Annotated in this window: 23 protein-coding genes; 8 read left to right on the top strand and 15 right to left on the bottom strand. The window is 69.3% G+C overall.

Going from position 1 to position 24,182, the window contains the following annotated elements; genetic code table 11:
* The first annotated feature begins 31 nt into the window (after nucleotides 1-31).
* Nucleotides 32-964, top strand: a complete 933-nt coding sequence (locus tag CQ034_RS01490; RefSeq protein WP_105709691.1) for an endonuclease/exonuclease/phosphatase family protein — start codon at nucleotides 32-34, stop codon at nucleotides 962-964.
* Nucleotides 965-1,061: 97 nt separating this feature from the next.
* Nucleotides 1,062-2,267 (top strand): homoserine O-acetyltransferase, encoded by a 1,206-nt coding sequence (locus CQ034_RS01485; protein ID WP_105709690.1) that lies wholly within the window; start codon nucleotides 1,062-1,064, stop codon nucleotides 2,265-2,267.
* A 10-nt stretch (nucleotides 2,268-2,277) separates the two neighbouring features.
* Here the strand turns inward: CQ034_RS01485 and CQ034_RS01480 are convergent, their stop codons facing one another.
* From CQ034_RS01480 to CQ034_RS01455, 6 genes are read right to left on the bottom strand one after another with little or no spacing between them, the layout of a single operon-like run.
* Entirely contained in the window at nucleotides 2,278-2,889 is a 612-nt protein-coding gene (locus CQ034_RS01480) for an NUDIX domain-containing protein (protein ID WP_105709689.1), read from the bottom strand.
* Between the two features lie 9 nt (nucleotides 2,890-2,898).
* Nucleotides 2,899-4,128, bottom strand: a complete 1,230-nt coding sequence (locus CQ034_RS01475) for an MFS transporter (RefSeq protein ID WP_105709688.1) — start codon at nucleotides 4,126-4,128, stop codon at nucleotides 2,899-2,901.
* A 9-nt stretch (nucleotides 4,129-4,137) separates the two neighbouring features.
* Nucleotides 4,138-4,614 carry a GNAT family N-acetyltransferase gene (locus CQ034_RS01470; protein WP_105709687.1) on the bottom strand — a complete coding sequence of 159 codons (477 nt, stop codon included), beginning with the start codon at nucleotides 4,612-4,614 and terminating at the stop codon, nucleotides 4,138-4,140.
* Nucleotides 4,607-4,936, bottom strand: coding sequence for a thiamine-binding protein (locus tag CQ034_RS01465; RefSeq protein WP_105709686.1), 330 nt, complete (start codon nucleotides 4,934-4,936; stop codon nucleotides 4,607-4,609). The genes CQ034_RS01470 and CQ034_RS01465 overlap by 8 nt, the downstream gene beginning before the upstream one ends.
* Nucleotides 4,937-4,940: 4 nt before the next feature.
* Nucleotides 4,941-6,176 carry a hypothetical protein gene (locus CQ034_RS01460; protein WP_258133931.1) on the bottom strand — a complete coding sequence of 412 codons (1,236 nt, stop codon included), beginning with the start codon at nucleotides 6,174-6,176 and terminating at the stop codon, nucleotides 4,941-4,943.
* Complete coding sequence (locus CQ034_RS01455) at nucleotides 6,173-7,015, bottom strand: NAD(P)H-hydrate dehydratase (protein ID WP_105709685.1); 843 nt, start codon at nucleotides 7,013-7,015, stop codon at nucleotides 6,173-6,175. The genes CQ034_RS01460 and CQ034_RS01455 overlap by 4 nt, the downstream gene beginning before the upstream one ends.
* A gap of 56 nt (nucleotides 7,016-7,071) precedes the next feature.
* Between CQ034_RS01455 and CQ034_RS01450 the strand changes: the two genes are divergently transcribed.
* Nucleotides 7,072-8,139, top strand: coding sequence for an NADH:flavin oxidoreductase/NADH oxidase (locus CQ034_RS01450; RefSeq protein ID WP_105709684.1), 1,068 nt, complete (start codon nucleotides 7,072-7,074; stop codon nucleotides 8,137-8,139).
* A 66-nt stretch (nucleotides 8,140-8,205) separates the two neighbouring features.
* Here the strand turns inward: CQ034_RS01450 and CQ034_RS01445 are convergent, their stop codons facing one another.
* The 3 genes from CQ034_RS01445 to CQ034_RS01435 form a co-directional block, all read right to left on the bottom strand.
* Nucleotides 8,206-9,267, bottom strand: a complete 1,062-nt coding sequence (locus tag CQ034_RS01445) for a hemolysin family protein (RefSeq protein WP_029261939.1) — start codon at nucleotides 9,265-9,267, stop codon at nucleotides 8,206-8,208.
* Complete coding sequence (locus CQ034_RS01440; RefSeq protein WP_029261940.1) at nucleotides 9,264-10,580, bottom strand: hemolysin family protein; 1,317 nt, start codon at nucleotides 10,578-10,580, stop codon at nucleotides 9,264-9,266. Before CQ034_RS01440 ends, CQ034_RS01445 begins: the two co-directional genes overlap by 4 nt.
* A gap of 112 nt (nucleotides 10,581-10,692) precedes the next feature.
* On the bottom strand, nucleotides 10,693-12,147 hold the full coding sequence (locus CQ034_RS01435; protein ID WP_105709683.1) for a GuaB1 family IMP dehydrogenase-related protein: 1,455 nt from the start codon (nucleotides 12,145-12,147) through the stop codon (nucleotides 10,693-10,695).
* A 161-nt stretch (nucleotides 12,148-12,308) separates the two neighbouring features.
* On the opposite strand from CQ034_RS01435, the gene CQ034_RS01430 reads away from it, so the two are divergent.
* Nucleotides 12,309-15,983: a multifunctional oxoglutarate decarboxylase/oxoglutarate dehydrogenase thiamine pyrophosphate-binding subunit/dihydrolipoyllysine-residue succinyltransferase subunit gene (locus CQ034_RS01430; protein WP_105709682.1), complete on the top strand. Its 3,675-nt coding sequence runs from the start codon at nucleotides 12,309-12,311 to the stop codon at nucleotides 15,981-15,983.
* A 57-nt stretch (nucleotides 15,984-16,040) separates the two neighbouring features.
* Here the strand turns inward: CQ034_RS01430 and CQ034_RS01425 are convergent, their stop codons facing one another.
* From CQ034_RS01425 to CQ034_RS01415, 3 genes are read right to left on the bottom strand one after another with little or no spacing between them, the layout of a single operon-like run.
* Nucleotides 16,041-17,345: a GNAT family N-acetyltransferase gene (locus CQ034_RS01425; RefSeq protein ID WP_105709681.1), complete on the bottom strand. Its 1,305-nt coding sequence runs from the start codon at nucleotides 17,343-17,345 to the stop codon at nucleotides 16,041-16,043.
* A gap of 33 nt (nucleotides 17,346-17,378) precedes the next feature.
* On the bottom strand, nucleotides 17,379-17,624 hold the full coding sequence (locus CQ034_RS01420; RefSeq protein WP_029261944.1) for a zf-HC2 domain-containing protein: 246 nt from the start codon (nucleotides 17,622-17,624) through the stop codon (nucleotides 17,379-17,381).
* Entirely contained in the window at nucleotides 17,621-18,283 is a 663-nt protein-coding gene (locus CQ034_RS01415) for a sigma-70 family RNA polymerase sigma factor (protein WP_029261945.1), read from the bottom strand. Before CQ034_RS01415 ends, CQ034_RS01420 begins: the two co-directional genes overlap by 4 nt.
* Nucleotides 18,284-18,353: 70 nt before the next feature.
* On the opposite strand from CQ034_RS01415, the gene aroA reads away from it, so the two are divergent.
* Genes aroA through bcp form a run of 3 tightly spaced genes read left to right on the top strand, consistent with a single transcriptional unit; the run spans nucleotide 18,354 to nucleotide 21,226 of the window.
* Entirely contained in the window at nucleotides 18,354-19,670 is a 1,317-nt protein-coding gene (gene aroA / locus CQ034_RS01410) for a 3-phosphoshikimate 1-carboxyvinyltransferase (protein WP_029261946.1), read from the top strand.
* 2 nt (nucleotides 19,671-19,672) lie between these two features.
* Nucleotides 19,673-20,743: a ribosome small subunit-dependent GTPase A gene (gene rsgA / locus CQ034_RS01405; protein WP_105710318.1), complete on the top strand. Its 1,071-nt coding sequence runs from the start codon at nucleotides 19,673-19,675 to the stop codon at nucleotides 20,741-20,743.
* Nucleotides 20,744-20,752: 9 nt separating this feature from the next.
* Nucleotides 20,753-21,226 (top strand): thioredoxin-dependent thiol peroxidase, encoded by a 474-nt coding sequence (bcp, locus tag CQ034_RS01400; protein ID WP_105709680.1) that lies wholly within the window; start codon nucleotides 20,753-20,755, stop codon nucleotides 21,224-21,226.
* A 38-nt stretch (nucleotides 21,227-21,264) separates the two neighbouring features.
* Here the strand turns inward: bcp and CQ034_RS01395 are convergent, their stop codons facing one another.
* On the bottom strand, nucleotides 21,265-21,651 hold the full coding sequence (locus tag CQ034_RS01395; protein ID WP_036303399.1) for a hypothetical protein: 387 nt from the start codon (nucleotides 21,649-21,651) through the stop codon (nucleotides 21,265-21,267).
* A 230-nt stretch (nucleotides 21,652-21,881) separates the two neighbouring features.
* Between CQ034_RS01395 and CQ034_RS01390 the strand changes: the two genes are divergently transcribed.
* A complete protein-coding gene (locus CQ034_RS01390) occupies nucleotides 21,882-22,130 on the top strand; it encodes a WhiB family transcriptional regulator (RefSeq protein WP_017203224.1) in 249 nt (82 codons plus the stop codon).
* Nucleotides 22,131-22,194: 64 nt separating this feature from the next.
* On the opposite strand, the gene CQ034_RS01385 is transcribed toward CQ034_RS01390, so the two are convergent.
* Nucleotides 22,195-23,679 (bottom strand): sensor histidine kinase, encoded by a 1,485-nt coding sequence (locus CQ034_RS01385; RefSeq protein ID WP_029261950.1) that lies wholly within the window; start codon nucleotides 23,677-23,679, stop codon nucleotides 22,195-22,197.
* Nucleotides 23,680-23,703: 24 nt separating this feature from the next.
* On the bottom strand, nucleotides 23,704-24,090 hold the full coding sequence (locus CQ034_RS01380; RefSeq protein WP_105709679.1) for an Rv3235 family protein: 387 nt from the start codon (nucleotides 24,088-24,090) through the stop codon (nucleotides 23,704-23,706).
* Between the last annotated feature and the right edge of the window lie 92 nt (nucleotides 24,091-24,182).

Here is a 24,182-nt window from a genome sequence, read left to right as displayed (position 1 = left end):
TTGAGAATGGGATCCCCGCTGTGAGGAGAGCATGATCGACGTCGAACACCGACCACCGCTCGCCCGACGCACCACGACGCGCCACGCCCGCCGTCTCGCGATCGCCGGCATCGCCGTGCTGATCCTGCTCGTGTGCGGATGGGTTCCTGGCGTGATCGGCACCGCCGTCGCCGCCGTCCTCCCCTGGCTCGGACTCGTCCTCCTCGCACTCGTGGTCATCGCGCTCTTCCTCGCGCGGCGCGTGATCGTCCTCCTCCTGGTGCCCACGCTCCTCTGGTTCCTCGCGATGGCCCCGGCGTTCCCCGGACTCCCCGGATCGGGCAGTGCGCAGAGCGAACTCACGATCGCCAGCCAGAACGTGCGCGCGCACTCCGGCAGCGCCGCCGCCTCCGCCACAGAACTCGCGCAGAGCGAGGCGGATGTGATCGCCCTCACCGAACTCGACGGCGACAGCCTCTCCGCCGCGAGCGAGGTGCTCGCCGACGCCTACCCGCACTCCTACACGGTCGGCACGGTGGCGCTGTGGAGTCGATACCCCCTGGCGAGCGCCGAACCGCTCACGCTCGGGCTCAGCTGGAAGCGCGCGCTCCGCGTCGAGGTGCAGAGCCCCGCGGGACCGGTCGCCGTCTACGTGTTGCATGCCGCCTCCGTGCGCCCCGGGCAGCAGCAGGACCGCGACACGATGCTCAACGGCATCGCGGAGCAGGTCGCCTCCGACGCGGCCACCGCGCTCGTCGTCGTCGGTGACTTCAACGCACCCTCGACGGACCCGAGCCTGGCTGCGCTGCGAACGGAAGCCGAGTGGGCACGGCCGACCGACGGCACCCTCGGGTTCACCTGGCCCGCCGCCTTCCCGCTCGTCCGGATCGACCAGGTGTTCGTCCGCGGACTCGACGTCGTCGACTCGAGCACCCGACGTGCCGGGAACAGCGACCACCTCGCCACGATGACGCGCGTGCGCTGAGTCGCACGCCCTTCGTCCGAGCCGTCGCGCGCACGGCGACACGACACCGGGTCGTAACCTGCCGCCGCCGGGTGCTCGACCAGGCGACAATGGAGGGATGGACTGGCAGACGACATCCGAAGACACGGTGCCGTCGGCGCCCGTGACGGAGGCCGACGTGCGGCTGCTCCGTGCTCGCCCACCGGCGACGGGCGCGTGGCGCGACGGCGACCCGGTCGGCGGTCGGCGTTTCGCGGCGTTCGGCGCCTTCTCGACCGAGAGCGGTCGCGAGCTGCCGGGCATCCGCATCGCGTACGAGTCGTGGGGCGAACTGAATGCCGCTCGCGACAACGCGATCCTCGTGCTGCATGCGCTCACGGGCGACAGTCATGTGCGGGGTCCTGCAGGCTCCGGCCATCCGACCGCGGGGTGGTGGGAAGACCTCACCGGCCCCGGTGCGCCGCTCGACACCGACCGCTGGTTCGTGATCGCTCCGAACATGCTGGGCGGCTGCCAGGGATCGACCGGACCGGCAAGCGTCGCCCCCGACGGCTACGAATGGGCGTCGCGCTTCCCCTACCTGACGATCCGCGACCAGGTGGCGGCGCAGGTGCGGCTCGCCGACGCGCTGGGCATCGACAGCTTTGCCGCGGTCATCGGCGGATCCATGGGCGGCATGCACGCCCTGGAGTGGGCGGTGACGCACCCGGAGCGCGTGCAGCGGCTGGCTGTGCTCTCCTCTCCCCCGGTGACAACGGCCGACCAGATCGCGCTGAACACCGTGCAGCTGGAGACGATCCGGATGGACCCTCGGTTCCAGGGCGGCGAGTACTACGACCTCGGAGACGGCGACGGCCCGCACCGCGGACTCGCGCTGGCACGGCGGATGGCTCTGCTGAACTACCGCAGCCCGATCGAGTTGAACCAGCGCTTCCAGCGGTCGTGGCAGTCGGATGTCTCACCTCTCGGTCACGGCGGGCGCTTCGCCGTGGAGTCGTACCTCGATTTCCACGGCAACAAGTTCACCCGTCGCTTCGACGCGAACAGCTACATCACGCTCGTGGAGGCCATGAACTCGCACGATGTCGGGCGCGGGCGCGGCGGTGTCGAAGAGGCGCTGCACGCGGTCACGGCCACCACGCTCGTCCTCGGCATCGACAGCGACCGCCTGTTCCCCGTCGACGGACAGCAGCGCATCGCCCGCAGCATCCGGAACGTGATCGACCGGGAGGCCGTCGTGGTCTCCAGCGACTTCGGGCACGACGGCTTCCTCATCGAGACCGAGATCGTCGGCGCGAACCTGCGGCGGCTGCTCGAGAGCTGATCCGCGTCGCTCAGCCCGGGACGAACCGCCACGGCAGTTCGCCCGCCTCGAGACGCCCCTGCTCCCACGCGAACGCCTGCGCGACGCCCGAACCCAGAACACGTGTCTGGAACAGCTGCACGGCACCGCCGGACGCCAACGCGGATGCCGCGTCGGTGAACGCCGACAGCTGATGCAGCGTGATCCAGGTCGGCGGATACAGCATCCACTCCCCTGCACCGTGCCGCGCGAGAGCCTCGGCAGGACGGACCCAGGCGATCGCGGCCACCTCGTCTTCGGCGGGTGACGGATCGGCGGCCGGCGCCGCGGCGAGGAAGAACCAGGTGCGGATGCGCGTGGGTGCCTCGACCGGCGGATGCCACTGGGAGAACGCCACCAGCTCCTCGACGACGACCCCGACCTCTTCGAAGGTCTCTCGGATCGCGGCACGACACGCGTCCTCGACCTCTTCGTCACCGTCACGCCGATCGGCCGGCTCGACCTTGCCGCCGGGGAAGACCCACGCGCCCGCGAATGATCCACGATCGGGACGCCGCATCAGCAGCACTTCGAAGCCGGGGTCGGCTGCGCGCAGCAGCACGACCGTGCCGGCGACGGGCAAGGACGAATCGGGCGTGATCACCCCGTCACTCTACGACGCGATGCGTTCCCTGGCGGCGGGCCGACGCGCGTCCACGCGGTAGGACAGCAGGGCGATCAGCAATCCCGCCACGGCGAGCGCGGCACCGGTCCATGCGGGCGCCGTGAAGCCCCAGCCTGCCGCGATCACGAGCCCACCGAGGAATGCGCCCAGGCTGTTCCCGATGTTGAGGGCCGAGTGGTTCATCGCCGCGGCGATCGACTGGTTGTCTTCGGCCACATCCATCAGGCGCGTCTGGATCGTCGGGCTCAGCACCGACGACACGAACCCGACCACGAAGACCAGCAGCCCGAGCGTCACGATCCAGAAGGCCAAGACCGCGAGCAGGCCGAGGACGACGACGAGGGCCGCGAGTCCGTAGAGCAGCGTGCGGCGCAGGTCGATGTCTGCGAGGTGGCCGCCGACGAGGTTTCCCGCGGTCATGCCGAGCCCCATCAGCACCAGGACGATCGGCACCGCCCAGTCCGGCGACCCGGCGACCTCGGTCACGAGAGGCGCGATGTAGCTGTAGACGGCGAAGAAGCCACCGAAACCGATCGCACCGACGCCGAGTGTGAACCACACCTGCGGGATGCGGAAGACCCGGAGCTCCTGGCGCATCGTGCGTCCGGGATCACCGGGGTGCTGCGGCACGAACACCGCGATGAAGACCGTCGCCAACGCGAACACGATCGCGACGACGGCGAACGCCGCGCGCCATCCCCACACCTGTCCGAGGAACGTGCCGAGCGGCACGCCGACCACGTTGGCGACCGTCAGTCCCGTGAGGATGAATGCCACGCCCTTGGCACGGTTCCCCGGCCCCATAACGTCGGCCGCGACCAGGGCGCCGATGCCGAAGTACGCGCCATGCGGGAGCCCTGCCAGGAACCGGGAGGCGGCGACCAGTTCGAACGTGGGCAGGATGACTGTGAGCGCGTTGAAGACCGTCAGGGCGAGGGCCAGCACGATCATTACCCGGTGCCTCGGGAAGCGCGCGACGAAGCCGGCGATGGTCGGCGCACCGACCACCACGCCCAGCGCGTACAGCGAGATCAGCCAACCGGCCTGGCTCAGCGCGTCTTCCTGGCTGGTGGCCCAGAGCGAGGGCAGCAGGTCGGCGGCGATGTTGGGCAGTAGACCCATGACCACGAACTCGGTCATGCCGATGCCGAAGCTGCCGATGGCGAGAGAGAGGAGCGCCCACTTCGCCGCACCCCTCGATTCAGTCGAGGGATTCACCGGTACAGCCTAGCGGCCGTCCGACGCCACGCCGTCCGTGCTCGTCCGCTCACGCAACATGAAGACGTCGACCTCGTCCTGCCTCTCGAGGACGAAGCCGTGGCGTTCATACAGCGCCCGGGCAGGACTGCCCTGGAGCACGTTGAGACGATGGGGCACGTCAACGTCCAGGAGCATCGTCAGGATGCGACCTCCGACGCCGGCCCCCTGGTGCGAAGGAGCGATGTAGAAGTGCTCCAGCCAGCGCGACCCGCCTTCGTCACGGAGCGCGACGGAGCCGACCTCCTCTCCGTCCACGATGATGACGCGGGTCTCCTCCGGCGCGAACGCGTCCCGGAATCGCTGCCGCACGCGCACGTCGTCGTAGCGACCGAGCCGCGTCAGATCGGACCGGAGCACGATCGCCCGCAGTTCCGCGATCCAGTCGACGTCATCGTCGACAGCCGGACGTGTCCGGACCTCGGCAGGAGCGCGCCGATCAGTCATCCGACTCCTCGATCGCCGCCTCGAGGCGCTCGATCTTCGCGTCGAGCTCGCCCGAGTACCCGGGGCGGATGTCGGCCTTGAGCACCAGCGACACCCGCGAGCCGAACGGCATGACGGCCTCGGTGGCGCGCTTCACGACGTCCATCACCGTGTCCCAATCGGGACCCTCGACCTCGGTGAACATGCTCGTCGTGCGGTGCGGCAGACCTGACTCGCGCACCACGCGCACAGCCGCGGCCACCGCGTCGTGCACGGAGGCATCGGTCCGCTCGGTTCCTTCGGCGGGTGTGCCGCTCGGGGCGACGGAGAAGGCGATCAGCATGGGTTCACTCCTGGAGTTTCGGATGACGGACGGGCACGCGCAGGAGAGCGCGGATGCCGAGGACGAGCAGGACGAGGAGAAGGACGTTTCGCACCGTAAGCACCGCGACGGGAAGCGCTTCAGCGCGCAGGAGGGCGTCGTAGCCGAGCGGATACACGAGACAGGTGAGCAGACAGAGTGCGAGGACGATGACCGCGGGCGTGCGCGCTCTGGCACGGTCGAGCACGATCCACAGGATCACCGGCGCGATGAGCCAGGTCTGGAACTGGGGAGAGCCGACCTTGTTGCTGACGATGAGCAGTGTCACGAGCGTGAGGGCGAGCGGCGGGAACAGCCGGGGGAAGGCGGCACCGCGCATCGCCTTCACCGCGCCGATCGCCGCGACCACCAGCACGCAGATCACCATCAACGGGGTGAGGGCCGCCGCGACGGCATCCACCCCCGGCGCCGTCACCTGGAAGGTGAGGATCTCGAAGCTGTACTCGATGCGTGCAGCCCCCGCGACAGCGAGCCAGAGGAACGGCGTCGCTGCGACCGCCTCGATCTGCAGCCCGCGCCCGGTCTGCTCGGTTAGGAACCCGAGGATCTCGGTGTCCGCGCCGAACAGGAGCAGCAGCGCCAGCACGCCGCCCGTGACGACGACCGCGCCGAGCAGCACTCGCAGCCGCGCGCGGACCGCGACGACGGCGGCCACGACGAGTGCGCCGGGCCAGATCTTGATCCAGGCGCCGGCCGTCAACAGGGCGGCGGCGATCATCGGTCGCGCGACGAGCCAGAGTCCGCCGATCACGGCGAGGGGCACGGTGATCGCGTCGATCCGGTACAGCGCGATCGGTCCGAGCAGCAGGACGGCGCCGCACCAGAACCAGGCAGCGACCCGCCGCGCATGCGAGGGTGAGCGCCAGATGAGCACGCCGAAGGCGACCGCATCGAGGACGATGACCAGCACGGCCCAGCCGACGAGGTAAGCGCTCGAGACGCCGAGCACGGGAACCAGAGGCGCGGCGAGTCCGGCGGCGAGCAGCAGGGGCACCAGCGCGAGCTGGGGGTAAACCCAGGTCTCGGTGATGCCGACGATCGGTCCGCCCCCGAGAGCCGCCGACGCCCACGGCTCGTACACGAGCACGACATCACCCATGGGCTGGCTCGGATACACCCACCCGAGCAGCGCGGTGAGCAGGTGGACGAGGAGGAATGCGCCCCACAGGACGAGCACCCTCGTCGTCGAGTCGCGGCTCACGCCAGGACGTCCTGGATCGCGTGCGGGAGCGCCTCGGCCACGTCCATCGCGACGATCGGGTGACCCGGGCCGCCGGCGAGCGTGCCGGCGGCGATCCGCGCGGCATGACCATGCAGCCAGGCGCCCGCGGCCGCAACCTCGGCGAGCGCCGCTCCGGGGTTCGCGGCCATGACCGCCCCGAGTACGCCCGCGAGCACGTCTCCGGTACCGGCCGTCGCCAGCCACCCCGTTCCCGCTTCGACGGCGATGACGGCTCCGTCGGGGTCGGCGACCAGCGTCCGTGCCCCCTTGAGCAGCACGGTGCCGCCGATCTTCGCGGCCACCTGTCGTGCCGCATCCGCCCGATCGTCGTCTTCGTCGTCGTGGGGCTGCACGCGGAGACGCTCCTGCAACCGGGCGAACTCCCGTGCGTGAGGAGTGACGAGGAACGGCGCCCGTGCTCCCGGCGCGAGGTCCAGGGCACCCGCATCGATGACGACGGGGGCCGTGCCGGCGAGGATCTCGCGGAGCGCGACGCTCTCCGCGTCCGTGCGGTGCATCGGATCCGTCCCGGAGCCGATCACCCAGGCTCCGACGCGCGAACTGCCGATGTCCGCTCCCACGACGGTCTCGGGTCGCCGAGCCAGCACGGCGTCCGCCACCCGTTCCGCGCCCACGTACCGCACGAACCCCGCCCCGGCCCGCCAGGCCGCCTCGACTCCGAGCACCGCGGCGCCGGGGTAGGCGGGAGATCCGGTACGCAGCGCCACGACCCCGCGGGCGTACTTGTCGTCCTCCGCCGTGGGCGCACGGAACAGGCGTGCCGTATCGCTGCGTGACCACTCCCGCACCTCGATCATGACTCCACGTTAGTGCGGCGGCCCGAGGCGCACGCCCGCGGGGGTAGCGTCGAACGGTGAGTCTTCTCTTCTCCCCTCTGAGCATCCGATCCGTCACCTTCCGCAATCGCCTCTGGGTCTCACCCATGTGCATGTACAGCGCCGTCGACGGCGTCGCTCAGGAGTGGCACCACGCCCACCTCGCCCAGTTCGCCTCGGGCGGCGCCGGGCTGATCGTCGCCGAGGCCACCTCGGTCGTCCCCGAGGGCCGGATCTCCCCTCGCGACGTCGGCCTCTGGAACGACGAGCAGCGCGACGCACTCACGCCGATCGTGCAGGCCATCCACGACCGCGGAGCGCACGCCGGCATCCAGCTCGCGCACGCGGGACGGAAGGCCTCGACCTGGTGGCCCTGGGCTCCCCAGCGCGGCTCCGTCCCGCAGGAGGACGGCGGCTGGACGACCACGGCGCCCTCGGCAGTGGCGTTCGACGGCTTCGCGGAACCGGTGGCCCTCGACCTGGCGGGCATCGACCGCGTGGTCGAGGGGTTCGCGTCCGCCACGCGCCGCGCGCTCGACGCCGGCTTCGACGTCATAGAGATCCACGGGGCGCACGGCTACCTCCTGCACCAGTTCCTGTCGCCGCTGTCGAACCTGCGCGACGACGAGTACGGCGGATCGCTCGAGAACCGTGCCCGACTGCTGCTCCGCGTGGTCGACGCCGTTCGTGCCACCGCCGGCGCCGAGGTGCCGCTGCTCGTGCGCATCTCGGCCACCGATCACGCGGACGGCGGCTTCACCCCGGAGGAGGCGACGATCGTCGGCGACTGGGCGGCACAGCACGGGGCCGACCTGATCGACGTCTCCAGCGGCGGCCTCGTCGCGCATCAGCGGATCGACGTGTTCCCCGGCTACCAGGTGCCGCTCGCCGAGAGGGTGCGCCAGGGCGGCCGCATCCCGGTGTCCGCCGTCGGGCTCATCACCGCGTCGGCCCAGGCGGAGCAGGTGCTCGCCGACGGCGCGGCGGACGTGATCTTCGCGGGTCGGGAGTGGTTGCGTGACCCGCACTTCGCCCTCCGCGCCGCCCACGAGCTCGGTGCGGAGATCGCCTGGCCCCCGCAGTACGAGCGCGCGCACTGGCGCTGAGCGGGCGCGCACGCGACGAAGGCCGCCGATCCTCCCGGGTCGGCGGCCTTCGCGTATCTGTCCGGATCAGCGTCCGCGGAAGCGACGCGTCGCGTCCTGCACCTCGCCGACCAGCTCCTCCAGGATGTCCTCCAGGAACAGCACGGCGGTGGTGTTCCCCTGCGCGTCGCGCACCTTCGCGAGGTGGCGGCCCGCGCGGCGCATGACCGCGAGGGCATCCTCCAGATCCGTATCCTCCTGCACCGGCACCATGTGGTGGATGCGCTTGGCCGGGACCGGCTGGATCATCTTCGTCTCGGCATCCGGCCCTTCGGATGCGCGGAGGATGTCCTTCAGGTGGACATACCCGATCGGTACCGCTTCGTCGTCGACGATCACGTAGCGGGAGAACCCGTAGCGGGACACGGCCTTCTCGATGTCGTCCGGCGTGGTCGACTGCGGCAGCGTCACGAGATCGCCGAGCGGCACGGCGACATCCCGCGCCTTCTTGTCGGTGAATTCGACGGCGGCGGCGACCGTTCCCGCGGTGTCCATCAGCAGACCCTCACGTCGCGACTGGCTCACGATGGTCGCGACCTCGTCGAGCGTGAACGTGGAGGCGGCCTCGTTCTTCGGCTCCACCCGGAAGAGGCGCAGCACACCGTTGGCGGCCGCGTTGAGCACCCAGATCACCGGCATGAAGACCTTCGACACCCACACGAGCGGCGGAGCCAGGATCAGCACGGCACGATCCGGCACCGAGAACGCCAGGTTCTTCGGCACCATCTCGCCGAACACGACGTGCAGGAACGAGACGATCAGCAGCGCGATCGCGAAGGAGACCGCATCGACGGCACCGTCCGGCCAGCCGAGCGCATGCAGCGGCACGGCGAGCAGGTGGTGGATCGCGGGCTCCGAGACGTTCAGGATCAGGAGCGAGCAGATGGTGATGCCGAGCTGCGAGGTCGCGAGCATCAGAGTCGCGTGCTCCATCGCGTACAGCGCCGTCTTCGCTGCACGCGAGCCCTGGTCTGCGCGCGGTTCGATCTGCGACCGACGAGCCGAGATCACCGCGAACTCTCCACCGACGAAGAACGCGTTCGCGATCAGAAGCACGACGAGCCAGGCGAGTCCTCCCCAATCGTTCATCGGGTGGCCTCCTCTCCCCCGTCGAGCGGACTCGGAACGTAGCGGACGCGGTCGACGCGCCGGCCGTCCATGCGGACGACCTGGAGGATGCCGCTGTCGAGCGGCACCTCGTCGCCGACCGAGGGCACGCGCTCGAGCACGCTCATGACGTAGCCGCCCACTGTGTCGTACACGTCGCCCTCCGGCACCTCGACGCCCGCGCGACGGCGCAGCTCATCGGGCCGCAGCTCGCCGGGGAAGGTCACACCCTCCCGGTTGCGGATGACTCCTGCTCTGGTGCGATCGTGCTCGTCGGCGACCTCGCCGACCAGCTCCTCGACGAGGTCTTCGAGGGTGACGAGACCCGCAGTCCCGCCGTATTCGTCGACGACGACGGCGAGCTGGTAACCGCGAGCACGGAGCTCGGAGATCAGGGCGTCGACGTGCACCGTCTCGGGTACGCGCAGGGGCTCGGTCGCCAGAGCACCGACGGGGACGTCGATCCGGCGATCACGCGGCACCGAGATGGCCGCCTTGAGGTGCACGACGCCCGTGATGTCGTCGAGATCGTCGTCGTAGACCGGGAAGCGGCTGTGGCCGGTCCGTCGCGCGAGTTGGATGACGTCGTCCACCGAGTCGCCCGCGGCGATCGCGTGCATGCTCGGCCGCGCGGTCATCACATCGGCGGCGGTCAGCCGGGAGAACATCAGGGTGCGGTCGAGCAGCGTCGCGGTGTCGGCCTCGAGCAGGCCCGCATTGGCGGAGCGTCGGACGAGCGAGGAGAGCTCCTCCGCGCTGCGGGCACCGGAGAGCTCCTCCTTGGGCTCGATGCCCATGCTCCGCAGCACGCCGTTGGCACTGCCGTTGAGCACGACCACGGCCGGTTTGAAGACTGTCGTGAAGGCGACCTGGAAGGGGATGACGAGCTTCGCCGTCGCCAGCGGCAGGGCGAGCGCGAAGTTCTTCGGCACGAGTTCGCCGAGGATCATCGAGAGCACGGTGGCGACGAGCATCGCCACGATCGTCGCGATGGGCGCGACCGCCGCCTCCGGGATGCTCCAAGCGAGGAGCGTCGGACGAAGCAGGTTCGACAGCGCCGGCTCCATCGTGTAACCGGTGAGCAGCGTCGTCAGGGTGATGCCGAGCTGCGCTGCGGAGAGATGCGTGGACGTGTGCCTGAGGGCGCCGATCGTGAGCGAGAGCCGGGATTCACCTCTGGCCTGTCGCGCCTCGAGCTCGGCGCGGTCGAGGTTGACCAGCGCGAACTCGCTGGCGACGAAGAGGCCGGTGCCGACCGTGAGAAGGAGCCCCACGCCCAACATGATGTAGTCCATCAGCGGTTCCTCTCCTGCGAGAGAGGCGGACAGTGGGGCGATGTTCTGCAACTGGGAGGGTCGTCCATTATGCGGACGATTGTACAGAAGACGACTGTGCTCGCGCTCGCGATCACCAGCTGACGGGCAGCGCCTTGCCCTCTTCGTACCCCGCCGCCGACTGGAGTCCGACCAGCGCGCGATCGTGGAACTCCGGCACGGACGACGCACCCGCATACGTGAACGACGAACGCACGCCCGAGGTGATCATGTCCAGCAGGTCCTCCACGCCGGGACGCAGGGGGTCGAGATAGATCTTGGACGAGGAGATGCCCTCGGCGAAGAGCTCTTTGCGTGCCCTCTCGTAGGCGTCGAGTCGGCCGAAGCGCGCCTGCACCGCCTTGGTCGACGCCATGCCCCAGGATTCCTTGAACAGGCGTCCGTCGCCGTCGCGCTGGAGCTCCCCCGGCGCCTCGATCGTGCCGGCGAACCATGAGCCGACCATGACGGATGCCGCGCCGGCCGCGAGCGCGAGCGCGACGTCGCGGGGGTACCGCACGCCGCCGTCGGCCCAGACATGGGCGCCGAGCTCCTTGGCGGCCTGGGCGGTCTCGAGCACCGCGGAGAACTGGGGGCGGCCGACCGCGGTCATCATGCGCGTCGTGCACATCGCCCCCGGGCCCACGCCCACCTTGAGGATCGTCGCGCCCGCATCGACCAGGTCGGCGACGCCGTCGGCGGTGACGATGTTGCCGGCGACGATGGGCAGGCCGAGGTCGAGCTCGGCGATCGCACGCAGAGCGCGCAGCATGCTCTCCTGGTGGCCGTGCGCGGTGTCGACGACCAGCACGTCGACACCGGCTCCGGCGAGCGCCTTGGCCTTCGCTGCGACGTCGCCGTTGATTCCGACGGCCGCGGCGACGGCCAGACGCCCGTCGGTATCGACGGCCGGGCGGTACAGGGTCGAGCGCAGCGCACTGCGCGCGCTCAGGGTGCCCACGAGATGTCCGTGATGGACCACGGTCACCATCTCGACGTCGGCGTCCGTGATGACGTCGAAGGCGTGCCGCTCCGAACCGATGTCGTCCGCGTCGATGGACGGCGTCCCGCGGTGCACGAGATCTCCGAGCTGGGCATCCGGCAGAGCGGTGGCGAGTCTGGTCGCCGGGAGCACGCCGAGGATCCGGCCGACCTCGATCGGCGCGGCACCCTGCGCCACCACGATCCCGTGGCCGGCGGCGGCCGGGAGCAGACGGAGGGCGTCGGAGACGGAGGCCTCGGGCGGGAGCACGATCGGGGTGTCCCAGAGGACCGGCTGCGCCTTCACGTCGCGGATCGCGGAATCGAGATCCTGCAGCGGCAGGTCCTGGGGAAGGACGCCGAGCGCACCTCGGCGGGCGAGCACCGCCGCGATGCGCGGTCCGGTCACGGAGTTCATGTTCGCGGCGACGATCGGAAGGGTGGCCGGGGTGCCGTCCAGTGGTGCCAGATCGACCTGAAGACGGCTGGTGACCCCGGATCGCCGCGGCACCAGGAAGACGTCCGAGTAGGTCAGGTCGACGGTCGGCTGCGCTCCAGAGAACTCCATGTGTCCACGGTACCCAGATCGCAGCCGCGTGGGCGCGTCGCTTCCGACGATTCCTCGAGCGAAACACGTTAGGCTTGTTGGTCGAGAGTGTGCGGATCCGAACGCATCCTGCGTCGACGTCCGCACCAGAGAGCTTCAGCGATGAAAGAGGGCGATCGAGAGTGTCGAACCAGGTGACCGGCGTCAACGGCGACGGGGGGTTCGGAGCCAATTCCTGGCTCGTCGAAGAGCTCTACGAGCAGTTCAAGGTGAACCGCGACTCCGTCGACAAGGAGTGGTGGCCGATCCTCGAGAAGTACCACTCGGACACGTCCTCATCGGCACCCGCCGCCGCGGACACGTCGGCACATCCGGTGACCGCCCCGATCCCCGTGATCGGCTCGCAGCCGGTCGCCCGCACGACCGCGAAGCCCGCGGCCGCCGCGCCGATCCCGGCCCAGGCCCCCAAGCCCGCGCCCAAGCCCGAGTCGAAGGAAGCCGCCGAGACGGTCGAGGAGGACAAGGTCACGCCGCTGCGCGGCCTGCCGAAGACCCTCGCGGCGAACATGGACGAGTCGCTGACCGTCCCGACCGCGACCAGCGTGCGCACCGTGCCCGCGAAGCTGATGATCGACAACCGCATCGTCATCAACAACCACATGGCGCGCACCCGCGGCGGCAAGATCAGCTTCACCCACCTCATCGGCTGGGCGCTCATCCGCACGCTCGACGAGTTCCGCAGCCAGAACGTGTTCTACGCCGAGATCGACGGCAAACCCTCGGTCGTCGCCCCGGCGCACGTCAACCTCGGCATCGCGATCGACCTGCCCAAGCCCGACGGAACTCGCGCACTCATGGTGCCCAGCATCAAGCGCGCCGACACCCTGTCCTTCACGGAGTACCTCAGCGCCTACGAAGACCTGGTCACCCGCGCGCGCGGCAACAAGCTCACCGCCGCCGACTTCCAGGGCACCACCGTCTCGCTGACCAACCCGGGCGGCATCGGCACCGTGCACTCCGTGCCGCGACTCATGAAGGGCCAGGGGTGCATCATCGGCGCCGGCGCCCTCGAGTACCCCGCCGAGTTCCAGGGCGCGAGCGACAAGACGCTCAACGAGCTGGCGATCGGCAAGACGATCACGCTCACCAGCACCTACGACCACCGCGTCATCCAGGGTGCCGGGTCGGGCGAGTTCCTCAAGAAGGTGCATGAGCTGCTCATCGGCCAGCGCGGCTTCTACGACGACATCTTCGCGGCGCTCCGCATCCCGTACGCCCCCATCCGGTGGAACCCCGACATCGCGGTCGACCTCGCCGAGCGCGTCGACAAGCAGTCCCGTGTGCAGGAGCTCATCAACTCCTTCCGCGTCCGTGGCCACCTGATGGCCGACATCGACCCGCTCGAGTACCAGCAGCGCTCGCACCCCGACCTCGAGATCGAGAGCCACGGGCTCACCTTCTGGGACCTCGACCGCGAGTTCGTCACCGGCGGGTTCGGCGGTCGGCGCATCGCCAAGCTCCGCGACATCCTCGGGGTGCTCCGCGACTCGTACTGCCGCACGCTCGGCATCGAGTACATGCACATCCAGGACCCGGAGCAGCGTCGCTGGTTCCAGGAGAAGGTCGAGGTCAAGTACCAGAAGCCCGGCCACGACGAGCAGCTGCGGGTTCTCCGCAAGCTGAACGAGGCCGAGGCGTTCGAGACCTTCCTGCAGACGAAGTTCGTCGGCCAGAAGCGCTTCTCGCTCGAGGGCGGCGAGTCGCTGATCCCGCTGCTCGACGAGATCCTCCAGGGCGCCGCGACCGCAGGTCTCGAGGGTGCCGCGATCGGTATGGCCCACCGCGGCCGCCTCAACGTGCTCACGAACATCGCCGGCAAGACGTACGGCCAGGTGTTCCGGGAGTTCGAGGGCACCCAGACCCCCGGCAACCAGCGCGGCTCCGGCGATGTGAAGTACCACCTCGGCACCGAGGGCACCTTCGTCGCCGACGACAAGTCCGAGCTGCCGGTCTACCTCGCGGCCAACCCCTCGCACCTCGAGACGGTCGACGGCGTGCTGGAAGGAATCGTCCGCGCCAAGCAGGACCGCAAGCCGATCGGCACGTTCGCCTGGCTGCCGATCCTCGTCCACGGCGACGCCGCCTTCGCCGGGCAGGGCGTCGTGGTCGAGACGCTGCAGATGTCGCAGCTGCGCGGCTACCGCACCGGCGGCACGATCCACGTCGTGGTGAACAACCAGGTCGGCTTCACGACGACCCCGAACGACGGACGCACCTCGGTGTACTCCACCGACGTGGCGAAGACCATCCAGGCACCGGTGTTCCACGTGAACGGCGACGACCCCGAGGCCGTCATCCACGTGGCGCAGCTCGCGTTCGAGTACCGCGAGCGCTTCCACCGCGACGTCGTCATCGACCTCGTGTGCTACCGCCGACGCGGTCACAACGAGGGCGACGACCCCTCGATGACGCAGCCGCTGATGACCGACCTGATCCAGGCGAAGCGGTCGGTCCGCCGGCTGTACACCGAGTCGCTCGTCGGCCGTGGCGACATCACGGAGCAGGAGTACGACGAGGCCAAGGCGGACTTCCAGAACCGTCTCGAGATCGCCTTCGCCGAGACGCACGCGGCGGAGACCGGGGCGACGCCGATCGCACCCGACCTGCCTCCGGTGGAAGATCAGGTCGGCGCGCCCGAGGTCACCGGCGTGCCGGGTGAGGTCATCCAGCTCATCGGCGACGCGTTCGTGAACAAGCCCGAGGGTTTCACGGTGCACCCGAAGATCCAGCAGCTGCTGGAGAAGCGTCTCGACATGAGCCGCAACGGCGGTATCGACTGGGGCTTCGGCGAGCTGCTCGCATTCGGCTCTCTTCTGGTCGAGGGCACCCCGGTGCGTCTCGCCGGGCAGGATGCGCGCCGCGGCACGTTCGTGCAGCGTCACGCGACCCTTCACGACCGTGCGAACGGCCAGGAGTGGCTGCCGCTGTCGAACCTGTCCGACGCGCAGGGCCGGTTCTTCGTCTACGACTCGCTCCTCAGCGAGTACGCCGCCCTCGGATTCGAATACGGCTACTCGGTCGAGGCCCCCGAAGCACTCGTGCTCTGGGAGGCGCAGTTCGGCGACTTCGTCAACGGCGCCCAGTCCGTCATCGACGAGTACATCTCCGCCGCCGAGCAGAAGTGGGGCCAGCAGTCCAGCGTGACGCTGCTCCTCCCCCACGGCTACGAGGGCCAAGGACCCGACCACTCGTCGGCGCGCATCGAGCGATTCCTGCAGCTGTGCGCACAGGAGAACATGATCGTCTCCCGTCCGTCGACCCCGGCGTCGTACTTCCACCTGCTGCGCCGCCAGGCCTATGCCCGTCCTCGCAAGCCGCTCATCGTGTTCACTCCGAAGGCGATGCTGCGTCTGCGCGGCGCGACGAGCCCGGTCGAGGCGTTCACCCAGGGCCGGTTCGAGCCGGTGATCGACGACGACCGCGGTCTCGACCGCTCGGCCGTGAAGCGCGTCCTCGTGCACGCGGGCAAGGTGCACTGGGATCTGCGCGCCGAACTCGATAAGAACCCGAACCCCGAGGTCGCCCTCGTCCGGCTCGAGCAGCTCTACCCGACGCCGATCGACGACCTCAAGGCCATCACCGACTCCTACCCGAACGCCGAACTGGTGTGGGTGCAGGAGGAGCCGGAGAACCAGGGCGCCTGGCCGTTCCTCGCGCTCGCCTTCGCCGACGTCCCCGGCGACCGTTCCTTCCGTCCCGTCGCCCGCACGGCATCGGCATCGCCGGCGACGGGATCGTCCAAGGTGCACGCGGCCGAGCAGGCCGCACTGATCCGCTCGGCCGTCACGCTCGGCTGATCCATCGACGAGGAAGGGCGCCCCGACCACGGTCGGGGCGCCCTTCCTCGTTCCGGTTCAGTACCAGATGTCGAGGGACGGCACGGGGAAGGCGACCAGCGCCCGGTCGAGCGCCTCGACGGCCGCAGCGTCGCCCGAGATCCGACCGGCGGCGTGCAGAGACGCCGCGCGAACTCCCCCGGCGTACAGCGAAGACAGCGCCGACACGTCGAGCACGATGTCGGCGGGATCTCCATCCTCGGCGACCTCGACCGTCGCGTCACCGGACTCGTCGATGCGCACGCGCCAGTCGCCGTTCGCGAACCCGAGCGAGTCCTCGACGCGCAGCACCGTGTCGAGCGGAGCGGAGTAGCGTCGTGCGGTCAGCGCGGCCGGGAGATCGAGGATGCGCAGCCAGCCGTGGTCATGCACCTCCTGCTTCACGCCGCGGGAGTCGGCGACGAGCCAGGGCAGCGGATCGTCGAGGGGACGGAGGTCGGCGACGACCTCGTCGACGAGGTCGTGCTGCAGCGCGAAACGCCACAGGGCAGCGCGCGCTTCGGTGGTCTCCGCCACGAGCAGCCGCACGTCCAGGCGGAAGCGCAAAGTGCCGTTCGCCTCACTCACGGTGTATGCCATGACGCCTCGAAGCGCACCGTCCTCGTCGAGATAGCGCACGCCACGGGCCTGATCCCGATCTGCGGTCGGCGCGACGCCCGCATACCCCTCCCAGCGGCCGCGCCAGCCGGGGATCTGTCCGGCCGTTCGTCGACGCGCGCGCTCGTGGACAGCCCCGAGGTCGGCGGCGAGTGTCTCGCGGTCGACGTATTCGAGGCGTCCCGGCGAGGTCTCGCCGCCCCACCCCGCCCGTCGTGTGTCCACGGTCAGGCGCGCGACCGGAACGGCGGAGCCGAAGCCGTAGCGCCCGTAGATCGTCGCCTCCGTCACGGTGAGACCCGCGACGGCGACACCGGCTGATGCTGCGGCCCGCAGCTCCCCCTCCAGAAGGGCTCTGGCGATGCCTCGGCGCCGATGGGTCGCCGCGACGGTGACGACGCTGATCGCCCACATGTCGATCTCGCCGCCGCCCGGAAGCGTGAGCGGAGTCGCCCACGCGTTGGTGGTCGCGACCGGCAGCGCCGTTTCCGCTGCCGACTTCTCGAACACGCCGATGTTGCGTCGTGCGGCGAAGGTCTTCGTGACCTGGGCGAGCATCTCACTGCTTGGTTCTGCGCCGAGGAACCCGCGGTCGACCGCACGCTGGAATGCCACGGCGCTCGCGTCATCGTTCAGATCGACGACGCGGTACTCGAGTCCGGCGGCCGCCAGTCGTTCAGTCGAGGTGGTGTCTGCGGGCACATCCCGCGCATCGATGGAGCTCATCCATCCACACTACCGACGGGCTCGGACGCGCGGTCAGTGCTGGGCAGCCTGGGCTTCGCGGAGGCGAGCGAACACCTGGTCGCGCAGCTGCTCGGGAGCGGTCTCCTTGCATGCACGGGCGATGACCTCGGTGAGGGTCGTCGCCACGAGCGCCTCATCACGGCAGGACGGGCAGTGCTCGAGGTGCTCACGGATCTCGGTGTGCTCGGTCTTGCACACCTCGTTGCGGAGGTACTCCTCCAGATCCTGACGCGCTTTGTCGCAGCCGCAGTCGCTCATTTCTTGCTCCTCGTCTCAGCCGCGGCGATGCCCCGCTCAGCGGCGTAATCTGCCAGCAGCTCCCGCAGCATCCGCCTGCCACGATGCAGGCGGCTCATGACGGTGCCGATGGGGGTCTTCATGATGTCGGCGATCTCCTGGTACGCGAAGCCCTCGACGTCCGCGAGGTACACCGCCAGGCGGAAGTCCTCCGGCACGGCCTGCAACGCGTCCTTGACCACGGATGCCGGCATCCGGTCGATGGCCTCCGCCTCGGCGGAACGGCTGTGCGAAGCCGTCGTGGATTCCGCACCGCCCAGCTGCCAGTCCTCGAGCTCATCGATCGTGCCCTGGAACGGCTCGCGCTGGCGCTTACGGTAGATGTTGATGTACGTGTTCGTGAGGATGCGGTAGAGCCACGCCTTGAGGTTGGTCCCCTGCGAGAACGTCGACCAGGAGCCGTACGCCTTCACGAACGTCTCCTGCACGAGGTCGGCGGCGTCAGCGGGGTTGCGCGTCATGCGCATCGCGGCGGCGTAGAGCTGATCCATGAAAGGGATCGCCTGCTCCTCGAACTCGCGTCGGGGGTCGCCGACGATGTCTGCGGTTGCGGTGTCATCCATCACCGGCCAGTCTAGGCCGCTGAGGTCGATCACCTCGCGCTCCAAGGTCGCCGGCATTCTCTCTCCTTCGCTTTCAGGAGCCTGTCTTTCGCGACGAAGCTTCCCGCGTTTACTAAGGTGAGAACCGATGAGCGCCAACAGGTATTCCCCCGCCCGGGTGCAGGGCACCTATCCTGCGCCCACCACCGACGTGCCGGTGCACGCCGAGCTCACGATTCCGGGCTCGAAATCGCTGACGAATCGCGAGCTGATGATCGCTGCGATCGCCGACGGCCCCGGCCGATTGATCGCTCCTCTCCATTCCGATGACTCGGCACGCATGGTCGATGCTCTGCGCGCCCTCGGCGTCGGCATCGAAGAGGTGGAGGCCGGACACGAGTTCGGCCCCGACCTCGTTGTCACCCCGGCGAAGCTCCGTGGTGGCACGACGATCGACTGCGGCCAGGCGGGCACCGTGATGCGCTTCATCGCCCCGCTGGCGGGCCTCGCCGAGCACGACGTGCACCTCACGGCGCATGAGACCGCACTGCATCGCCCTATGGGCGGGCTGATCAGCACGCTGCGGGACCTCGGCGTCGACATCGACGACGAGGGGACCTGGGCGCTCCCGTTCACCATCCGCGGTCACGGGCGCATCCGCGGCGGTCGAGTCGAGATCGACGCGTCGGCGTCGAGTCAGTTCGTCTCCGGGCTCCTGCTCGCCGCTCCTCGATTCGATGTCGGACTCCATCTCGTCCACGTCGGCGAGCACCTCCCGAGCCTTCCGCACATCGACATGACCATCGAGGCTCTGAGCCGCCGCGGCATCCGCATCGAGCGTCCGGCGGTCGGCGAGTGGCTCGTCGAAGCCGGCGTGCCGCGTGCGAAGGAGATCGCGATCGAGCCGGATCTCTCCAACGCCGCACCGTTCCTCGCGGCAGCCCTCGTGTCCGGTGGCTCCGTCTCCGTCACCGGCTGGCCGGCGCACTCCACGCAGCCGGGGGCGCTGCTGCCGGACATCCTGCAGGCCACCGGAGCGCACGTTGGTCGACACGGCGGCACCCTCACGGTGCGCGCCGGCTCCGGCATACGCGGTCTCGACCTCGATCTCTCCGCGGCGAGCGAGCTGACTCCGACCCTCGTCGGCCTCGCCGCGTTCGCGGAGTCCCCGACGACCATCCGTGGCATCGGCCACATCCGCCTCCACGAGACCGACCGGATCGCGGCGCTCATCGGCAACCTCCGCGCACTCGGCGGGGAGGCCGAGGAGCTCCCGGACGGGCTCCGCATCATCCCCCGCCCGCTGCACGGCGGCAGCTGGGCCGCCCACCACGATCACCGGATGGCCACGACCGGCGCACTGATCGGCCTGCGCGTTCCGGGCGTCGAGATCGACGACATCGGAACCACCGCCAAGACCCTCCCGGAGTTCACGATGCTCTGGGAGCGGATGCTGCGAGGTTGATGGTGAGCTGGCTCGACGACGGCGACGACCTCGATGACGACTTCGAGGACTTCGACGAGAGCAGCATCAGGACGCGCCCGAACCCCAAGGCGAACCGCCCGCGCACCAAGCGCCGACCCGCGCACGAGGACGCCCAGGTGGGCAGGGTCCTCGGCGTCGACCGCGGCCGGTACTCGGTGCTCCTCGGCGAGAACACTTCCGACGAGCGCATGATCACGACCACCAGGGCCCGGGAACTGCGTCGCATGCCGATCGTCACAGGCGATCAGGCGCGGGTGGTCGGCGACACCTCGGGCGACGAGGGCACGCTCGCCCGCATCGTCGGCATCGTCGAGCGCACCTCGCTTCTGCGTCGCAGCGCTGACGACACCGACCAGGTCGAGCGCGTCATCGTCGCGAACGCCGATCAGATGCTCGTCGTGGTCGCCGCGGCCGACCCCGAGCCGCGGGCCCGTCTGGTCGACCGCTACCTCGTCGCTGCGCTGGACGCGGGGATACGACCGCTCCTGGTCGTCACGAAGACCGACATCGCCGACCCGACGGAATTCCTCACCCACTTCGACGGTCTCGACCTGCGCGTGTTCACCAGTGCGCAGGAGGAGATGCCCGTCGAGGAGATCGGCGAAGCGCTCGTCGGGCACTCCACCGTCTTCGTCGGCCACTCGGGGGTCGGCAAGTCCACCCTCGTCAACGCGCTCGTGCCCACGGCTCTGCGAGCCACCGGACATGTGAACCAGGTCACCGGACGCGGCCGCCACACCTCCTCCTCGACCGTCTCGCTGCGCTATGAGGGGGCCGGGGGCAGCGGCTGGGTGATCGACACCCCCGGCGTCCGCTCGTTCGGTCTCGGCCACGTGGATCCCGCCAACATCCTGGCCGCGTTCACGGAGCTCGCCGCGATCGCCCAGGATTGCCCCAGAGGGTGCACGCACCTCACCGACGCCCCCGACTGCGCGCTCATCGAAGCGGCGGAACGGGGTGAGCTCGGCGACACCGGCCGTGCGCGGCTCGATTCCCTGCAGCGTCTGCTCCAGACGTTCGCAGACAAAGCGGAGCAAGCTCCCGGCCGTTAGGCTGGAGGCGTGACCCAGCGCCTGGAACCCGGAACCGCAGCCCCTGACTTCTCCCTCCTCGACCAGGACGGGAAGACCGTGCGCCTCGCCGATCTGCACGGCCAGAAGACGGTGCTGTACTTCTACCCCGCTGCGATGACGCCCGGCTGCACCACGGAGGCCTGCGACTTCCGCGACAGCATCTCGTCGCTCCAGGGCGCGGGCTATCGAGTGATCGGCATCTCGCGCGATGAGCCCGCCACGCTCACGAAGTTCCGCGAACGCGACGGACTCACCTTCCCGCTGCTGAGCGACCCCGACCATGCGACCCACACCGCGTACGGTGCGTGGGGCGAGAAGATGAACTACGGCAAGCTCGTCGAGGGCGTCATCCGCTCCACCTTCGTCCTCGACGAGGACGGAACGATCGTCCTCGCGCAGTACAACGTGAAGGCCACCGGTCACGTGGCGCGCCTGCGCAAGCAGCTCGGTATCGACGCCTGACACCCGGCGCGGAGTTCACGCTCGGCGCGCCGCGGAGGTCACTCCGCCGCGCGTTGCTCGCCCTCGCGGCGCGCGCTCGAGATCAGCAGCACGAAGCCCACAAGCCCGGGGAGTCCGACCCCGAAGGTGAAGGCCCACGACACCGGCTGCAGCGTGAGGGAGGCCAGCGCCAGGGCTACCGCGAGCACCTGGAACACCACTCCCCCGGACCGCGCCCAGGACTTGCCGCTGCGAACGCCGATAGCGAAGGCCACCAACGCTGCGGCGCCGATGAGGGTGAGTGCGATCAGGGCCACAGCGGTCGGCAACGACGCCGCGTCACCGGCGCCGAGCCCCACCAGTTCGATCACCGCGAAGACGAGGAGTGCCGCTGCTTCCGCGGCGAGCACCGCCGCTGCAGCGAGAGCGATTCCAGGTGCGCGCACAGCATCTCCCAAGCATCGAAAGAGAACAAAACCCTTGATTTCGGGGTTTTCATGTAACAGAATAGAGAAAGTCATGTGCTCCCACAGCGGCGTGGGGCGAGCAATCACGCTCGCATCACAAATCGCGGGCATCCCGTCCGCACATCACCAGGGTAGCCGAACCCGAACTGCTGCCCGAATCCGAGAGGTCGCATCGCGACATCTCTTGAAATCCACACCGAGGAGCCCCCATGGACTGGCGCGATAAGGCCGCCTGCCTGACTGTCGACCCCGAGCTTTTCTTCCCCGTGGGGAACACCGGCCCGGCCGTCGATCAGATCGAGAAGGCGAAGACCGTCTGCGCCACCTGCACAGTCACGGAGATCTGTCTGCAGTACGCCCTGGAGACCAGCCAGGACTCCGGCGTGTGGGGCGGTCTCTCCGAAGACGAGCGCCGCGCTCTGAAGCGTCGCGCCGCACGCGCACGCCGCGCCTCCTGAACCTGCACGAAAGCGGCCTGAGACGAGGTCTCAGGCCGCTTTCGTCTGCCCTGCGTGCGGCCGGTCAGCGATCGAGCCAGCGCAGAGGGATGTCGATGACCACCTCTGTGCCCTCGCCATCGCTTCCGTGCCACTCGATTGTGCCGCCCAGCTCCCCCTGGATGAGGGTACGGATGATCTGTGTACCGAGGCCCTGACCGATCCGACCCTCGGGGAGACCGAGACCGGTGTCGCGCACGGTGACGCGGAGGTTCTCCTCGGTCCGGGCGGCGTCGATGGTGACGATGCCCTCCTGGCCGGCGAGACCGTGCTCGACGGCGTTCGTGACGACTTCGGTGAGCGCGAGAGCGAGGGGGGTCGCGTACTCGCTCGGAAGCACCCCGAACCGCCCTGTCGACTGCGTGCGCGCGCGCGTGTTCGGCGCCGAGGCGACCTCGGCCACGAGCTTGAGCACCCGGTGGAAGACCTCGTCGAAATCGACCTTCTGCGTGAGGCCCTGAGCGAGGGTGTCGTGGACGACCGCGATCGCATCGACGCGACGCATCGCCTGCGTGAGGGCATCACGGGCCTCATCGGAATGGGTGCGGCGCGCCTGGATACGCAGGAGCGACGCCACGGTCTGGAGGTTGTTCTTCACACGATGGTGGATCTCGCGGATCGTCGCGTCCTTGGTGATGAGCTCCTGCTCCTGATGCCGCAGCTCCGACACGTCGCGACAGAGCACGATCGCGCCGATGCGCGTCCCATGGTCCTTCAACGGGATCGCGCGCAACGACACCGTGACGCCTCGCGCCTCGATGTCGGTCCGCCAGGGAGCGCGGCCGGTCACCACGACGGGCAGGGATTCATCGACCTGCCGGGAGGGTGGGACGAGCCGAGTGGTGACCTCGGCGAGGGACTCCCCTTCGAGCTCGTCATCGAACCCCATGCGGTTGAACGCAGACAGTGCGTTCGGGCTGGCGAACGTGCTGATCCCGTCGACGTCGATCCGGATGAGGCCATCCGACGCGCGCGGAGCGCCCCGACGCGGTGACGTCGGTGCAGTGAGGTCGGGGAAGCTGCCGTCCGCGATCATCCGGAACAGATCGTTCGCGCACTCGTCGAAAGTGATCTGCTGGCGAGACGGAGTGCGCAACTCGCCCAGGTTGGTGTGCCTGGTCACCACGCCGATCACGGTGGGCCCGGCATCTGCGCCGCGTCGTTCGCTCACGATCGGCACGGCGCGCACCCTGGTCGGGGTCTCCTCGAACCAGTCCGGCGACGACGAGTCCACGATCTCGGCCGACTCGAAGGCGCCCTGGACCTGCGTGCGCCACTGCGGTCGCACCCGCTCACCGACGATGTCACGGTAGAACAGCGTCGCTGCCCCGCTCGGCCGTGCATGAGCGACCGCGATGAAGGTACCGTCCTCCGTCTGAATCCAGATGACGATGTCCGCCGACGCGAGATCGGCGAGGAGCTGCCCGTCACCGGCGAGTCGGTGCAGCCACTCGACGTCGCTGTCGGTCAGGAGACCCTGGGCATGGGCGAGATCACTGAGGGTTGACACCCCACCAGCCTACGGTCAGATCCGTCAGAGGATGGCCAGGGACGTCGCACGCCAACGCCGATCGATGCCGTCCAGCCGGATGGCGACCGCGCGCGTACGCCCCGGCCCCGCCACCACGACGACGGCTTCGATCACGCCGTCGGTCGGCTCGGCCACGCGCAGCGACCTGATCGCGAACGCCGGTCGTGCCGGAGCGACACCCCGTGCGCTTCGCGCTCTCGCCGAAAGGTTGGCTCTGGTGACCAGGCTCCGGTAGGCATCCTCACTGAGCCATCGAGCGAGCTGATCGACCTCCCGGATCCCGGCGAGAGCCTCGAGGACGCCGGTGGTGAGACTCCGCAGGAGCGGTGAGGGATCGGGAAGTTCGCTGGTCGGCGTGGGCTGGGCGGCGAAGTACTCGTGAGGCATCATGTCGAACTCTCGGTCGGGGAGGTCTGGAAGTCCGTCAGTACAGCACCGCGTCGTCCCCCGGCGGGGGCGCATCGAGCAACTATGTGGATAAC

This window comes from Microbacterium sp. MYb45, assembly GCF_002979655.1.
In the GTDB taxonomy this organism is placed as follows: domain Bacteria; phylum Actinomycetota; class Actinomycetes; order Actinomycetales; family Microbacteriaceae; genus Microbacterium.
This window is presented reverse-complemented; position numbering and strand designations above follow the sequence as displayed.